The organism is Porphyromonas levii DSM 23370 (assembly GCF_000379925.1).
Lineage (GTDB): Bacteria > Bacteroidota > Bacteroidia > Bacteroidales > Porphyromonadaceae > Porphyromonas_A > Porphyromonas_A levii.
Genome location: NZ_KB904237.1, coordinates 1 through 13,630, shown reverse-complemented (window position 1 = coordinate 13,630; position 13,630 = coordinate 1). Strand labels below are relative to the sequence as shown.

At 51.8% G+C, this 13,630-nt stretch carries 12 protein-coding genes and 2 pseudogenes; 3 read left to right on the top strand and 11 right to left on the bottom strand.

The window, feature by feature from the left end; all coding sequences use genetic code 11:
• Positions 1-7 precede the first annotated feature (7 nt).
• The 5 genes from A3GG_RS0102850 to A3GG_RS13595 all read right to left on the bottom strand — a co-directional run bounded on the left by A3GG_RS0102850 (position 8) and on the right by A3GG_RS13595 (position 3,702).
• Entirely contained in the window at positions 8-883 is an 876-nt protein-coding gene (locus tag A3GG_RS0102850) for a carbon-nitrogen hydrolase (RefSeq protein WP_018357814.1), read from the bottom strand.
• A complete protein-coding gene (locus A3GG_RS0102845) occupies positions 880-1,941 on the bottom strand; it encodes an agmatine deiminase family protein (protein WP_018357813.1) in 1,062 nt (353 codons plus the stop codon). Before A3GG_RS0102845 ends, A3GG_RS0102850 begins: the two co-directional genes overlap by 4 nt.
• A gap of 72 nt (positions 1,942-2,013) precedes the next feature.
• Positions 2,014-2,658 carry a P-loop NTPase family protein gene (locus tag A3GG_RS11685; RefSeq protein ID WP_018357812.1) on the bottom strand — a complete coding sequence of 215 codons (645 nt, stop codon included), beginning with the start codon at positions 2,656-2,658 and terminating at the stop codon, positions 2,014-2,016.
• Positions 2,615-3,409 (bottom strand): hypothetical protein, encoded by a 795-nt coding sequence (locus tag A3GG_RS0102835; protein ID WP_018357811.1) that lies wholly within the window; start codon positions 3,407-3,409, stop codon positions 2,615-2,617. Before A3GG_RS0102835 ends, A3GG_RS11685 begins: the two co-directional genes overlap by 44 nt.
• The gene (locus tag A3GG_RS13595) at positions 3,406-3,702 is read right to left on the bottom strand and encodes a DUF4248 domain-containing protein (protein ID WP_033408237.1); all 297 of its coding nucleotides are present in this window, start codon (positions 3,700-3,702) and stop codon (positions 3,406-3,408) included. Before A3GG_RS13595 ends, A3GG_RS0102835 begins: the two co-directional genes overlap by 4 nt.
• 863 nt (positions 3,703-4,565) lie before the next feature.
• Between A3GG_RS13595 and A3GG_RS0102825 the strand changes: the two genes are divergently transcribed.
• The 3 genes and pseudogenes from A3GG_RS0102825 to A3GG_RS13020 all read left to right on the top strand — a co-directional run.
• Complete coding sequence (locus A3GG_RS0102825) at positions 4,566-5,630, top strand: tyrosine-protein phosphatase (protein WP_033408242.1); 1,065 nt, start codon at positions 4,566-4,568, stop codon at positions 5,628-5,630.
• 23 nt (positions 5,631-5,653) lie between these two features.
• A pseudogene (locus A3GG_RS14000) lies at positions 5,654-6,106 on the top strand (LexA family protein).
• 9 nt (positions 6,107-6,115) lie between these two features.
• Positions 6,116-6,241 (top strand): annotated as a pseudogene (locus tag A3GG_RS13020) (Y-family DNA polymerase); the annotation flags it as partial.
• 301 nt (positions 6,242-6,542) lie between these two features.
• Here A3GG_RS13020 and A3GG_RS0102815 read toward each other — a convergent pair.
• Genes A3GG_RS0102815 through mazG form a run of 6 tightly spaced genes read right to left on the bottom strand, consistent with a single transcriptional unit; the run spans position 6,543 to position 13,136 of the window.
• Entirely contained in the window at positions 6,543-7,901 is a 1,359-nt protein-coding gene (locus A3GG_RS0102815; protein ID WP_018357808.1) for a TolC family protein, read from the bottom strand.
• 3 nt (positions 7,902-7,904) lie between these two features.
• Positions 7,905-9,029, bottom strand: coding sequence for an efflux RND transporter periplasmic adaptor subunit (locus tag A3GG_RS0102810; protein ID WP_018357807.1), 1,125 nt, complete (start codon positions 9,027-9,029; stop codon positions 7,905-7,907).
• A 28-nt stretch (positions 9,030-9,057) separates the two neighbouring features.
• Positions 9,058-10,320 (bottom strand): ABC transporter permease, encoded by a 1,263-nt coding sequence (locus A3GG_RS0102805; protein WP_018357806.1) that lies wholly within the window; start codon positions 10,318-10,320, stop codon positions 9,058-9,060.
• Between the two features lie 13 nt (positions 10,321-10,333).
• Positions 10,334-11,623, bottom strand: coding sequence for an ABC transporter permease (locus tag A3GG_RS0102800; RefSeq protein WP_018357805.1), 1,290 nt, complete (start codon positions 11,621-11,623; stop codon positions 10,334-10,336).
• On the bottom strand, positions 11,623-12,312 hold the full coding sequence (locus A3GG_RS0102795) for an ABC transporter ATP-binding protein (RefSeq protein WP_018357804.1): 690 nt from the start codon (positions 12,310-12,312) through the stop codon (positions 11,623-11,625). The genes A3GG_RS0102800 and A3GG_RS0102795 overlap by 1 nt, the downstream gene beginning before the upstream one ends.
• A 23-nt stretch (positions 12,313-12,335) precedes the next feature.
• Entirely contained in the window at positions 12,336-13,136 is an 801-nt protein-coding gene (gene mazG, locus A3GG_RS0102790; RefSeq protein ID WP_018357803.1) for a nucleoside triphosphate pyrophosphohydrolase, read from the bottom strand.
• Positions 13,137-13,630 lie beyond the last annotated feature (494 nt).

Below are 13,630 nucleotides of genomic sequence, written 5' to 3'. Positions count from 1 at the left end.
TGCTTATTTAGTCTCTATAGCGTTTGACGATGTCGTCGTAATTGTCTATCCTGCGGTCGCGGAGGAAAGGCCACCAGCGCCGTACTAGTTCGCTCCGCTCCATATCTATCTCCACTACAGCGGTCGCCTCTTCGGTAGTCGAGAGCATCTCGAGTACTTCGCCCTGAGGCCCAGCCACAAAGGACTGCCCCCAGAAGGTGATACCGCCCGTGCGCCCCGAGGGGTCTTCCTCGTAGCCCACTCGGTTCACCGCCACCACAGGTAGCCCATTCGCCACGGCGTGTCCACGTTGTACGGTGGTCCAAGCCTCCCTCTGGCGGGTCTGCTCCTCGGGTGCATCGGTGCTCTCTGTGCCTATCGCGGTAGGGTAGATGAGGAGCTCAGCCCCAGCGAGAGCCATCAGACGAGCTGCCTCGGGGTACCACTGATCCCAGCAAACGAGTACACCGAGCTTGCCAAGTGACGTCTGTATGGGGTGGAAACCTAGGTCGCCAGGGGTGAAATAAAACTTCTCGTAATACGCTGGGTCGTCAGGTATGTGCATCTTGCGATACTTGCCCGCAATCGAACCATCCCTATCGAGCACCACCGAAGTGTTATGGTACAGCCCTGTCGCACGCTTCTCGAAGAGCGAAAGGACGAGTACCACGCCCGCCTCCTTGGCTACCCCACTGTAGTAGTCGGTGCTATCGCCGGGGATAGTCTCCGCTTGGTCGAAGAGGCGAACGTCCTCTGTCTGGCAGAAGTATAGCCCTTCGTGAAGCTCCTGGAGTACGACCAATTGGGCGCCCTCACGGGCTACCTCGTGTATCTTATCGGTAAGGCGTTGGCGGTTGAGCGCTCTGTCGCTTGTATTGTGTTGCTGAATAATCCCTACTTTCATCGTCTCTCAAAGTGAATGGGGTCAATATATCCTTCGGGTACCTGCATGGTGATGCAGTGGAGTGAGCCATGCTGCTGTACCAGAGCACGGCAGTCTATGCCCACCACCTCGTGGTGGGGCATCGCTTTGCGTATGATCTCGAGCGCCACCTCGTCCATAGCATCTTGGTAGATAGGCACGAGTACCGCGCCATTGGTGATAAGGAAGTTGGCATACGTAGCAGGTAGAGGGTAGCCCTCTTCGTCGTACCTCTGCTCGGGCAGCGGTAGCGGAATCAGGGTGTAGCTCTTGCCCTCCACGGTCGTTAGCTGCTCTAGTGCCTGCTTCAGCGCTACCGTCTGCGGCACTGTCTCGGCATAGCAATAGAGGATGGTATCGTCATCGACAAACCTTGCGATGGTATCGATATGCCCATCCGTATCGTCGCCCTTGAGCGCCAAGTCGCCCGCCAGCATATGGTGGCGCGTAACCCCTAGGTAGCTCATGATGGTCTCGTTGTAGTCGGGGTGGCGACTAGGATTACGGTTGGGCTCTCGGAGCACACACGCCGTAGAGAGCAGCTCGCCCCTACTATTCACATCGATAGCCCCGCCCTCTAGTATGAAGTCTCGGTGCCCACGCCCCTGTACCCCACTGTCGAATAGTCCGCGCTCGAAGAGCCGTCCTACAGCCCTATTGTCGAGGTTGGCGGCAAACTTAAGCCCCCAGCCGTTGAAGCCAAAGTCGTAGGCGGCACGCTGCCCCTCCTTCATGCCGAAGAGCGGCATCACATCGCGCATCCAAGTATCATTGAGTGGGAAGTGGTCGATATAGATAAGTGGGTACTTACCCCCGTGGCGCCAAGCCTTGAGCTGCTGGGGCGAGATACCACCCCCTTCTCCCACCAGGAGTACCACATGAGTGTACTGCAGTAGGTGGGTGATGATTTCAGTATAGCAAGCCCGCACCTCGGGCAGGATATACGCCCAGTCCATACCCTCTTCGGGCCAAGCCATGAGCACGGCCTCTTGCGGATACCACTCGGGTATCAAACCATTGTCTATCTTACGTAGTGCCATCTTTCTTACTCTTTTAGCCACAAAGATACTACTTTTTGTCGAGACCCATCTCGGGGAAGAAGAGCGCCCGTGTCATACCGTTCCTCTGTAGGATGCACCATCCATCCAAAGGCGGTCGCACACCTCGCGGAGGCGGTCGGTGATACGCTCGCCATAGCGGCTGGTGAGTTGCTCTTCCGAAAGATTGCTTGTGAGGATGGTAAACCTCATGCGCTCGTAGCGGTGCAAGAGCAATTCGGCAATGGGGGTAGAGCGTGTACCGAAGCTATTGACCTCCAGAGGCTCCACCCCAAGGTCGTCTATGCCGATGCACTCTTGGTCGGTACGGCTCTCGAAGAGCCTAGGGCTCTCCACCGCTAGTGCAGAGAGACGGCTTGCGGTCTGCACCAGCATCTGCACCCTAGTATTCCCGATGTAGAAGCGCTGGCTATTCACAAAAGCCTGTATCGCCCTCAGGAGTGTGGTCTTACCATTGCCCACCCCGCCATAGATGAGGAGCCAAGGCTTAGCCAGAGGGTTGGTGAGCCACTCCGCCACCTTGTGTAGGTTGGCGCGAGTAGCTTGGTCGGGCACCAGTTGGCGCCCTCTGGAGAGTACCTCCGAAGCGTAGGCAATCTGTAGGGCTTGCTCCAGACGGTCCACCTGTGTAGCAAGCGGTAGGAGGCAGTCGGGTCTAAATAGTTGAGTACCTTGTACCCTTTTCAGATTCTGCTGCATTTGTAATGCTCTCAGGTCTATGTTCATGATGTTTGTTGTATGCTTTAGGTTCAAAAAATCCAGAGTAGTTCATCGCTATACTCCGCTCTATAATCTCCATGGCCACCTTGGGATCTCCCTTGGAGTAGCGCTCCAGCTGGTTGTAGCACGCTCTGAGTGCTCGCTCCGAACGATAGCTCTGCCGCTTCTCTCGCTTGTAGGCTAGCCATTTCTCGAAAGCGGGGGAAAGGGGGGTGCGCGCAACGGGGGGCTTGGGGGCTTGAGGCACTTCGGCGATAGCCCTCCAGGGGTTAAGCTCCTCTGTATCCAAAAGGTCGTCCTTTCCCCCTTGGGGGGTTAGGGGGGTATTCTTCTTGATATGTTCTTTACTTATTATATTCTTATATTGTGTACCATCGCTGTCCCGTCGTTGTCCCTCCGCTGTCCCGTCGGAGGGGTCAGCATCCATGTAATCATCGTATTTCGTGATGGTTATGATGCTAAACTGGTTGTTCCGAATTTTACTAATCTCTCCGCTCTTCTCTAGTTTGCATAATCGGGAGAAGACCATCTTGTAGGTGGAGTGTATGCCTTCGGCCAACTGCTGTGTACTTGTTACGAGTTGCCCCCTACGGATGGTGATACCCCTCCACTGCCGCTCCTCGAAATTGGCTGAGAGGAGTAGGTGGATGAAGAGGTGCACCATCAGAGAGTCGTCGTACCACTGCCAGTGCGTCAGATTGCGATGCAGCTTGATCCATCCTCCCATCATACCGGTTCGCCTAAGTAGTGGACAATAATCTGCTGCTGTAGCGGCGTGAGGTACCGCTTTTGGGGCGACCAATTGGTCGCTTCCAAAGCCTGCCTGAGTGCGGGATAAGTGGCAATCTCCTTGCGCAATGCTCGGCTTGCGCTCTTGGGCAGAATGTCGGGGAAATAGAGCGAGGCGGTATAGAGTACGCCTTGATTGCGCTGTAGTACCTGCGGTAGCGGAGGCAACTGCTCCCGAGTGTGGTCTCCGACCCCCTTTAGAAGGGTGCCACTGAATTTCATGTCTTGTTCCATAGTCGTTGAGTCATAATATATTACACGTTTCTTGAAATCCTTCTCTACCGCAAAGGTAATACAAAATAATATTATACGCAAATATACAATAGCAATATTTGTTATTGTTGTGTTTTGTAGGAGATTATAGTATGTTATCGGAGCCCTCAGATGCTTCGGAGCCCTCGAAGGGTTGTGGGGATGTAGGGGCGAATAATTATTCGCCCCTACGATAGGTGGTGTGGGTGGTGTCGGAGGCATGGGGAGATGTTTTTCGCCCTTACCATTGGAGGGGTTTTGGCGAGCCTGAGCAACGAAATTTATTCCTAGGAATAAATTTATTTATCTGTACAAATAAATATATTTATCTCTAGGAATAAATTTGCTCGCTAGCGCTATCTGTGAGTGCCGCTCTCTACTCTAACTAATACCTCTAGGGTACAAGACATCTTCTCTTACCCTAAGTAGAGAGTGTTGTACGGTGGCGAACTACTGCGTTACTTTCGACATTCGGCTTCGGTCACGTACGTGAGTACGCTCCCGTCAGCCTAAGTCTCAGTGCCTTGTATTTCACCACCGTGCAACGTCTAAGCCGATTTGCAAGCAAATCGGCGAGAATGGCACTTCGTGCAACATTCTCAAGTAATGGTTGAGAGGATCCCATTGGGGGGGCGATGGGATAGGCTGCCGTTCCGCTGAATCTCGTCTTTTTCTAGACAATCCTCACGCACACCAACCTGAGTGATTAGATTATTTAACCTATGAGATAGCCCCCATTCCACCCGTTTTTCTATATTTGTAGCATTAAGTGATAGGCGACGAGAGGAAGCTTACCCCCTTGGCGCCACGATTGCACAATGCTAAGATATAAAGACCCTATATATATGCGCAAAGGTTTATATCCATATACCATCCTACTCCTACTGGTACTGCTTACCGCTTCGTGCGCCAAGCAGGCGTACTATATAGATACCCATACCCGACAGGATAAGGAGGGCGATTACCTGATACAGTGGCAGGTGTACCCTGGGATGGACGGGCAAGTAGCCATCTATGCCTCGTCTGATGCCAACCAGTATCCCGATAAGCCCTACACCGTAGAGCAGATAGCAGCGGCACAATACCGCTACAATACCGAAGGGGGCAACCACACCTACTTCCTCCTTGTGTTCAATAATCGTGATATGCGTGTAGTGACCACGCGCACCATTCCCACCATCGGCATCCTCAACCTCCGCGACATTGGCGGCTACATGACCTACAATGGCGATCAAGTACGCTGGGGCATGATCTACCGCTCGGGCGACCTCTGGCGGAGCTTCGAGCAAGATGTGCCTGCCATTGCTGGGCTGGGGATACGCACTCAGTATGCGCTCTCTCCCTCACGTATCTCCGACCAATTGCCCAAGATACCTATCTCGGGGATGGAGCAAGTATACATAGGGCCAGATAAGGTCATCGACTTCCAGCACATCATAGATAACATCTACGACGGGCACAGTAGCGAGCTTGAGATAGAGCACATGCACCGAGATATATTGGAGAACATCGCTTTTGCGAACCCCAACCAGCTCCGCATGCTCTTCGATAGCTTCCTAGACCCAGCCAATTATCCTATCCTAATCAGTGACGACCTAGGGAAGGATAGGGTCGCCTTTGTGACCCTCCTCCTGCATTATATACTAGGCGTAAGCAAGAGCGACGCCATCAGCGATTATGTCCTCTCCAATGACAACCTCCCGGTGTCGCGCATAGAGCCGAACGGATTTACACAGTCCTCCAAGGTGCAAGAAGCCCTCACGGAGTACTTCCGTTGTACCCCACGGCAAGTGAATGAGATTATCGATGAGATAGAAGAGCGCTACGGCACTATCGATACCTACCTCTCCGACTTCCTCCACTTCGATACAAAAAAACAAGAGAAGCTCCGCACCATCCTCCTCTACTAAGCTCTAGAGCAATGGCAAAACAGATGGATAAATCACTGGACTTCTATGCTATTCGCGAGGGGTTTATTCCGAAGTGCCCTGCCTTCAGGAGGGGCTCTTTGCGGGCTTCCCCTCTCCTGCTGAAGACTACAATGTAGAGACGATAGACCTCACTGCCGAACTGATAAAGCACCCCAATACCACTTTTATGGCTCGTGTGGTAGGGGACTCCATGATTGATGCCGATATAATATGAGGGGGATATCATCATCGTGGATAGGTCGCTGGAGTTTAAGCAAAACGATGTAGCGGTCTGCTTCATCAATGGGGAGTTCAATATCAAGTACATAGAAAAGAGCCCAGAGGGCGAGCTATACCTCGTGTCTGCCAATGACAAGTACCCCAAGATGAAGGTAGAGCCCGAAGACCACTTCACGCTCTGGGGTGTGGTCACTTATGTTATCCACCAGCCCAATCCCCGCAATCGCCATAGATAGTAACGACCTATGTATGGGCTTATCGATTGTAACAACTTCTATGTGAGCTGTGAGCGCCTCTTCCGCCCCCAGCTCAATGGGCGCCCTGTGGTTGTCCTCTCTAATAACGATGGCTGTGTTGTCTCCCGCTCCAATCGGAGAGGATACAGGTACCTATAGTCACCTCGGTTGAGGGCGAAGCCCGAGGCCGTGGGCAGGGAGATACGCAAAACGATGTCCCCCTCCCTCCCCACGCAGAGCGTGGGGAGGGAGGGGGACACCTTGTCCACGCTCTTCTTTAGCCCCTAAACCGAAGGTAGCCCATAGGTAAGGGGCTGTTCTCCGTTGCTCATCTAGCCTACCTGATGTTCAAGCCCCCTTGCCTATGGGCTACCTTCGGTTTAGGGGGTTTGGGGGCTTGTACATTCTGTGAGCAAGGGGGCTTTCAGGTTGGAGGTTACCAATCGCTACGGATAACTCCTGTGTGGAAGTAGGTGAGGTTGATGGTACGGAGCAAGCGGTTGTAGATCGCCTGCAGGTAGGAGGCTTGCGCTTGGAGGCGTCTATTCTTAGACTGCTCCCACTCGTAGGTACCAATGCGACCTGCTGTGTACTGAGTATCTGCCACCTCTAGGGCACGGGTAGAGAGGGCAAGGCTCTCACGAGCCACACGGTACTGTTCGTCCGCCTTCTCCAGATCCGTGCGCGCCAGCAACACATTGCGGTCATCGTTGATACGCTTCTGTACCAGCTGACTCCTCAAATTGGCTTGCTGTAGTTCGGCTACACGTATCTGACGGCGCACCTGTCCCCTATTATAAATAGGGATACTGAGCGAAAGCCCTACGAAATAGCGCCCATTATCCTTCAGCTGATTTTGGAAAGGCTGGTTGAGCATCTTATTTTTCTCTCCAAAGGTATAATAATAGCCATTGGAGTAGCCACCGCTAAGCGATAGCGAAGGCCATAGAGCGCTCTTTGCTATCTTCACATCGTAGTCCGAGAGCTCCAGCTCCTTCTCGAGCTTAGCTGTAGCTGGTAGTACCCAAGCTGCGTCCACCTGCCTTGGCGTTGTCTGCTCTAGTTTGGCAATCACCTCCTCGGGTGTTAGCTCCACGAAGTCTATCTCGTTCTCCGACATCTTATTGAGGTCAAAGCCCATATCGAGTAGCAAGATACGAGTAGCGCGCACCACATCGGCAGCCGTCTCTGTTACCGCCAATTGGTCTCTACCCAACTGACTCTCAATATCTATCTGCTGAGCCGCAGCGGCGCGCCCTACCTCCACTTGCTTCTTAATCTCATCCAGATGCTTCTGCGTGAGTGCAAGGTTCTCCACAGCTGTAGCCGCCAATTGCTTCGCCAGCATCAGCTGGATATAGCTCTGGGTTACCGTGAGGGCGATATTATCCTCCACATCTCGCACTATATAGTCACCTGTGGCGCGTGCGGCATCGCTCTTTTTGAGCTGGTACCACCGCTGACCGCCATTGAATATAGGCACATCTACGCCTAGCGAAAAGGAGGTATTGGCACTTGAAGTATTGGTATAGACGAAGTCACGCCCTTGGGAACGACCGAAAGAGAAGTTCTGCCCTATCTGAGCATTGAGGCTTGGCAAGAAAGCGGAACGAGCTGCTTGGTAGTCTATCTGGAGCATCTCCAGCTGGGCAGGGAGCGGGAGGAGTAGCGGGCTATTCTCCTGAGCGTAGGCAATACACTCAGCGAGATTCATCTGTATCAGTGATAGCTTCTGCTGTGCCGATGCACTAATGGCTACGATCGATAGGGCGATCCAAAGGAATATCTTTTTCATCTCTTAATTGACACCTAAACGATTACCACGAAGCTGCTCCGTACCTTTGAGACCGCTCTTGACCTCCACCTTGAGACCATCGGAGATACCTAGGGTTACCTCCTGCTCCGTGAAGTCTTGTTCGGTATTACCTCCACCCTGGGAGACATACACATACGCCTTATCGCCACGATAGGTGACCGCACTCTCAGGAATCGTCATCACACCCGAAGCCTTCTGTAGTACCACCTCGGCATTGGCACTGAAGCCAGCCTTGATACCATCGAGATTGTCATTGGCGAGCGCTGCTTTTACCTCGAAGAGGATGGTACCGCTCTTATCCACACCCTTAGGAGATACATACTCAATAGTGGCGTGGAAAGTACGCCCTTTCAGTGCCCCTACATGGATCAATACCTCAGCCCCTGGGCGCACCTTATTCACCTCGCTTTCGTTCACATTACCCACGAAGAGGAGGTCGTTGAGGTCGGCGATAGAGACTATAGTAGTACCCTCATTGAAGGAGTTCGCCTGAATCACCGTATTACCCACCTTTACCGGCTGCTCTAGGATAGTACCGCTTACGGTAGCACGTACTAGAGTATTATTTTTCTGTGCCGTACGCGAACTACTACCCGTAGAGACCAGCTGTAGGCTCTCCTCGGCTATATTGAGTTCGATCTCGGCATTCTTGAGGTTCGCCTCGCTGGTCTCGTATTGCTCACGAGGCAGAATCTCCTGCTCAAATAGCACCTTGTCGCGCTCAAATACCTCCTGAGATTGCTTCAGTCGAACACGTGCGCTCTCTACACGAGATGCCGCATTCTGAATGGTAGATACATCGGGGACAATGCTGAGCCTTGCCACTAGGTCGCCGGCATTCACATAGTCGCCAGGGAGGTGAAGGAGCTCCGAGATGATACCATTCATCTCCGGCTTCACCTTGACTTCATCGCGCGCCTCGATAGCGCCGGTAAGCACGGTACTCATCACCACCGAGTCGGTAGCCACAGGGCTTACCAGTTCGTAGGCATTGCCCTTGTCCCGCCCCTTGCTCACTACTTGGGCAATCACCACAATTGCCACCACCGCAAGGAGCCCCCATAGGATCCACTTGCCTATCTTCTTGCCTTTCTTCTCTTTTGCCATAATACTATATATGATTCTATGTTAACTTTTATTCGTCCCTTATCGCATCTATTGCTTTTATCTCTAGCGCCTTGTACACCGGCAAAAGCCCAGCCAGCACTCCGGCAACGATCATAATGATTACAGAGATCGTGAGTGTCTGTACATCGGGATAAGGGCGCAACACAAATTGCCCTATCTTAGTAGACTCTGTAATCGTACCGAAGAGGAGCGATACCAGCATCCCCAAAAAGATACCCACCGACCCAGCTATCAAGATGATCAATAGCGCCTCTGCCATAAACTGCGAACGGATGTCCTGTGGCTTAGCACCTATAGCTCTACGCACACCTATCTCTCTCTGTCGCTCTCGCACGGTGACCAGAAGGATATTGCTCACACTGATGACGCCAGTGATAAGGGTACCCATACCTACGATCCATATCAAGAGATTGATACCCTTGCTGATCATCCCGAATATCTTATTGAAGAGCTCCATACCCATAGGGATGATAGACTGCTCGTCCTGGGGATTAAGGTTTTGTCGCCGAGCGATAATCTGATAAACCTCCTTCCCTGCTTCCTTGGCGGTGACACCGTCGAGCATATTGCCTGCAAGATAAACTTCCTTATTGACATCGGTACCAATTACATTGCTCAGTGGCACCTCGACACAATACCGAGCATTGAAGCCGAAGGAGAAGTTATCGCTATACTGCTTCACCACGCCTACCACCTTATAGGCGACGCCATTGAGGGTAACGATAGTGCCCACCATATCGGCAGGACTATCGGGGTAAAACTTCTCCGCCAGATATTCTCCTACTGTGCACACCATTGCCCCTTGCTCCATCTCTTGGCGCTGCATAGGGCGCCCATAGATAGCGATATGCTCCTCTATCGACGTATAGTAGTTGGGATTAAGTCCCACCACTGTAGTCTGGCGGCTACGACCATTGGCAACCACCTGAGTATTTCCCCACTCACCCATAGAGGTATAGCAAGAGATAGACTTCAGGAGCTTAGCGCGTGCGTCTATTGCCAGATAATCTTGGTAGGTAAGGGTAATCTTCCTATTCGCTTTGTAGCCCTGATACGGCATAGTGGTACGCCCGGGCAGGAAGAAAACACTATTGCTGGAGATAGCCTTTAGCTGCTCTGCGGTTGCATTGCCTAGTCCATTGCCCAAGCTCGTGAGCACCGTGAGGAAAAACATCCCCGCGAAGACCCCTAAGGAGGTAACGATGCTCCTCCGCTTATTACTCTTGAGTGTGTACCACAGCTCCTGCCACTGTTCTTTTCCGAATCTCATGATCTCTCTCTTACTACTTAGTATCTCGCATTGCCACTACTGCAGGTATCTTTATCGCCTTCTTAGCCGGACCATAGCCTGCCAATAACCCTGCCACCACCAGCACGATAAGTGCGCCAAAGGCAACGCCTAGATTGACCTCAGGGTGCTCAAATAGATTAAGGATCATCACATTATCGGGCGAGCTTCCCACGGGGATAGACTGTTGTCCCCAATGATTGACCGCAGCCAGATAGTCTAGAACATTGATAATTACAACACCAACTACCAATCCCACAAAACCTGCTACGATAGAGAGGAGTAGACTCTCGCCCAATACCAGTTGCATAATATCCTTGGGCTTGGCACCGATAGCCTTACGAATACCTATCTCTCTCATACGCTCTTGCACGGTCACGTGCATGATATTGGAGACACCTATAGTACCGATACTGAGGCTACCTACACCCATCACCCAGAGAAGGATTTGGAGACTGAGGAAGATCATGTCCATAGTCTTGGCTTGGTCGGCAGAGTTTTGCATATCCACTGCGAAAGCATCTGTAGGGTCTACCTTCGCAAGCTGCATCACCGTCTGCTTCATCTCATCGGTGAGCTGCTGCACTCGGCTTGCTTGCCCCACCTTGGGATAGATAGAGAAAGAAGTCATCTGCACCATTTGATTGGGATAAAGCCAAGCGTAGGTATTGAGTGGGATATAAACCGACCCATAGAAAGGTACTGCCGCTTTGACCACCCCTACCACCCTAAAGGTAGCGCCCATCATCGTAATTATCTTCCCTATGGGGTCTTCGCCTGCCTCGAAGAGCGAAGAGATATGCCCATCGGTGATGATCGCTACTCTAGCTCCATCTTCGTGCTCCTGGCGACTAAAGAAGCGCCCCTGCTGAAGCTCTAGCTTATTGAAGTTCTGCTCCGCCCAGCTCGTAGTATTGACCTGCATCGTTAGGCTCCCGAAGGTAGTACTCACCTCTTTGAAGTTGCTTAACGAAGGCTCTATCAGATCCACCCTATCACTGTAGACCCCCCGCAGATAGTCGAGCTGTTCAGGCTTTAGGAAAGGCTGACGATTGGCCTGATATCCAGCATAAGGCTTTTCGGTAAAGTAGAGGTTCATGGTCACTTTTATCTGATTGGCACCACTCGACTCCACCATACCACGAATACCATTCTCCACTCCTTTCCCTGCGCCGAGCATCACTACGAGGATGATGATACCCCACGCTATGGAGAAGCCGGTAAGAAAGGTGCGGAGCTTGTTATTCTGTAGCGAATTGGCTAGCTCTTGGAAATACGCATTCATCACTCCTCCCCCACTATTAGTCCGTCCTTGATATGAATCGTACGCTGGCACTGCTCTGCCACCCCGGGCTCGTGGGTCACGATAAGCATGGTGAGACCTTGTTCCCTATTGATCTGCTTGAGTAGCTCCATCACCTCTATCGTCGTCTTGCTATCGAGAGCACCTGTCGGCTCATCGGCAAGTAGGATAGACGGCTTGGTGATGAGTGCTCGCGCCATGGAGACACGCTGTTTCTGACCGCCCGAAAGCTCATTGGGCAGGTGGTGCGCCCAAGGCAATAGACCTACACTATCGAGGTACTGCTCAGCAAGCGCATTACGCTCCTTCTGCGATACCCCTTGGTAGTAGAGCGGCAGTGCCACATTCTCTAGCGCCGTCTTGAAAGGAATCAGGTTAAAGCTCTGAAATACAAAGCCTATCTTCTTGCCTCTCATCTCGGCAGCAGAGTTTTCGTCCAGCTCCTGGATCAGGTCGCCATCGAGAATATATTCCCCTTCGTCGTAATCATCGAGGATACCTAGGATATTGAGAAGCGTAGACTTACCGCTACCGCTCGCCCCCATGAGGGCTACCATCTCCCCTTCGTACACCGTCATATCCACCCCTTTGAGCACGTGGAGGGGCTGAGCACCTGGATAGGTCTTATGAAGCGCTTTTACTTCGATTATTGCCTTACGCTGCTGATTCATTGTATCTATTAAATGTATCTATATTATTCACTCCTCTTGGCTTCGTTCCATAGGGCATCCATCTCGCCTAGCGTCATCTCCTTGAGTGACTTGCCAGCGGCTTTGGCGCGCTCTTCGATATAGCCAAAGCGACGGATAAACTTCTGATTGGTACGCTCCAGACTGGTATCGGGATCCACTCCGTAGAGGCGACCCATATTAATGAGACTGAAGAGGAAATCGCCTAGCTCGCCCTCCTTATGTGCCTGAGTGCCGTCACCCTCGATCTCTTGTTGAAGCTCCCGAAGCTCTTCCTCTACCTTGTCCCACACATCAGAGCGCTGCTCCCAGTCGAAACCCACATTGGCGGCTTTCTCCTGCACTCTGTACGCCTTTATCATAGAAGGCAAACCGCTGGGCACACCGGAGAGCACCGTCTTATTGCCCCCCTTCTCTTTGAGCTTGATCTGCTCCCAGTTTTGCTCCACATCGTGGGCGTCATTCACCTGAACGCTTCCGTAGATATGAGGGTGGCGGTAAATGAGCTTCTCGGCTTCGCCATGCGCTACACTTGCGATATCAAACGCCTCCTTTTCTTCGCCTATCTTGGCATAAAATAGCACATGAAGTAGTACATCGCCAAGCTCCTTGGAGATCTCACGGTCGTCTTCATGGAGCAAAGCCTCCGAAAGCTCAAATACCTCCTCTATTGTATTGGGACGAAGAGATAGATTGGTCTGCTTAGCATCCCAAGGACACTCTACCCTCAGGCGATCCAGCACATCCAGTAGGTGACCCAGCGCCTCTAGCTTCTCCTCCCTCGTACTCTTCTTGTATGCACTCATATTAATTTATTCACTCAATTTATGTACTACTGTGATAGTACACCACAAATCTATAAAGTATTTCTCAAATAGCCAAATATTCCGACTGGTTTTTTCATAGTACCCTGTAACATTTTAAGTTAAAGCCCTCCACGCTCCCACAAAAATAGACATATCGCCCGACATAACCAACCAATCGCCCCTCACGAAATACCCTGTACCCTAACCCCCAAAATGAAATCGCCACCTTCCCCTCCCTAGAGTATCCAAAAGCCCTCGCCTGCGCCGCATCCACGGCTAGCGCGAGCAAGCAAATTTATTCCTAGAGATAAATAAATTTATTTGTACAGATAAATAAATTTATTCCTAGGAATAAATTTCACTGATATAGGGCCTAGATTCCGCAAAGTATAGATCGGCGCTGTTGGGGGTAGTATTTGGGGGTACTTTGGGGTGCTCTTTGCTGTATTTTGGGAGGTGTTTGGCTGTTTTGGAGATTGGTCTTTGTCTTTTTT